The 1,581-nt window shown below is 49.8% G+C and carries 2 protein-coding genes; both read left to right on the top strand.

Annotated elements, in window-relative coordinates; all coding sequences use genetic code 11:
- The coding region (locus tag CX664_RS26710; protein WP_101749036.1) for a hypothetical protein at positions 1 to 267 on the top strand (267 nt) is incomplete at its 5' end.
- 51 nt (positions 268 to 318) lie between these two features.
- Positions 319 to 1,581: DUF1601 domain-containing protein (locus tag CX664_RS23315; protein WP_146000263.1), on the top strand; the 1,263-nt coding region annotated here is incomplete at its 3' end.

Below are 1,581 nucleotides of genomic sequence, written 5' to 3'. Positions count from 1 at the left end.
ATGAAACCATACATTGATCAAATAAAGACCAGGATAGGCATCCCGCCACAGGGGCATGGCTCTGTATCACTGAAAAGAAAGTGGGCAGATGATTCATACGTTACTGCGGATAAAGGCAGGCAACCGTCAAATCATGGTTACTTAACCGCCGAAAACCAGTTAGAAGAACAAACCGGAAAACCAGCCAAGAGGAAGAAAAAAGCAGCCAGTAATCCCCTCCCTTCGATCCAGGAACCGTTTCCACATCCCTGCAAAATGAACTTCTGAACAGAACAGCAGTCTGCTTTTTATATTCTCATGAATTAATGAAATATAGTTATGGATAGAAGCTCTGCTGGTATCAATGGTCAATACGCAAGATCAGGCAATGATTACAACCAACCGGATGACCAGGCGTCTTCTTCACGGCGTGGACGATATGGATATGCCACAGTCAGACAATGGGATACCCCCTCCCGCACTGCCCAAGTGCGTAATGAATTTTACCATTCTTCTTTCACACGCTCTTCTCAACATCTACAGTACCGTTCAGTAAACCCTGCTCAAGATTTTAATGCGCTCATCAAACAGGAAATAATGGATGATCTGGTGAGTAAATCGGATCGTTTCGGTCATCGCTATGATGGGAGAGATCACGGTCGATATGCCAGTTCAATTAAAAAATACACGTCAGCTGCTAAAAGACCGTTAAATCAAGCGGAACAAAGCCTGCTGCTGCGCTTGCTGCAAAATTTTACCGCAACACGGAGTTGGAATTGGCGAAGCCTGACGACAACACTTCATTCATTGACTTCAGCGGGTGTTTTTACCCTTCATAACCCCATGGATGAGCGTGTAAAGCTTACTCAAGCTAACTTATTGTCAACGCTACTGGATGCAATAATATTTATCTGCAACCAAAAACCTCAAGCCAGGGACATTGATGCCCAGGGAGTCGCCAACCTGCTATGGGCCATGGCTAAACTGGCGGACAACGGGCAGAAGCGAACACAAGAGCTCAACGAGGCCGTGGCCGCGCTGTTGTTCCACGTTAACGCACAGAAAGACCAATTTAACGCCCAGGGGATCACCAACCTGCTGTGGGCCATGGCAAAACTGGTAGACAACGGGCAGGAGCGGACACCAGGGCTCAATGAGGCCGTGGCCAGACTATTGCCCGACGTGAACGCACAAAAAGCCAACTTTAAACCACAGGAAATTGCCAACCTGTTGTGGGCCATGGCGAAACTGGTGGACAACGGGCAGGAGCAGACCCCAGGGCTTAAAGGGGCCGTGGCCGTGCTGTTGCCCTTCGTGAACGCACAGAAAGACCAATTTATTCCTCAGCATATCGCCAACCTGCTGTGGGCCATGGCGAAACTGGTGGACAACGGACAGGAGCGGACACCAGGGCTCAAAGAGGCTGTGGCCACACTGTTGCCCCACGTGAACGCAAAGAAAAACCAATTTATTCCTCAGCATATCGCCAACCTGCTGTGGGCCATGGCAAAGCTGGTGGACAACGGGCAGGAGCAGACACCAGCGCTCAACAAGGCCGTGGCCACGCTGTTGCCCTTCGTGACTGCACAGACAGCTAACTTC

The sequence above is a fragment of the Endozoicomonas acroporae genome (assembly GCF_002864045.1).
Taxonomy (GTDB): domain Bacteria; phylum Pseudomonadota; class Gammaproteobacteria; order Pseudomonadales; family Endozoicomonadaceae; genus Endozoicomonas; species Endozoicomonas acroporae.
Note: the sequence above shows the minus strand (reverse complement) of the source record. Positions and strands in the feature narration are given on the sequence as shown.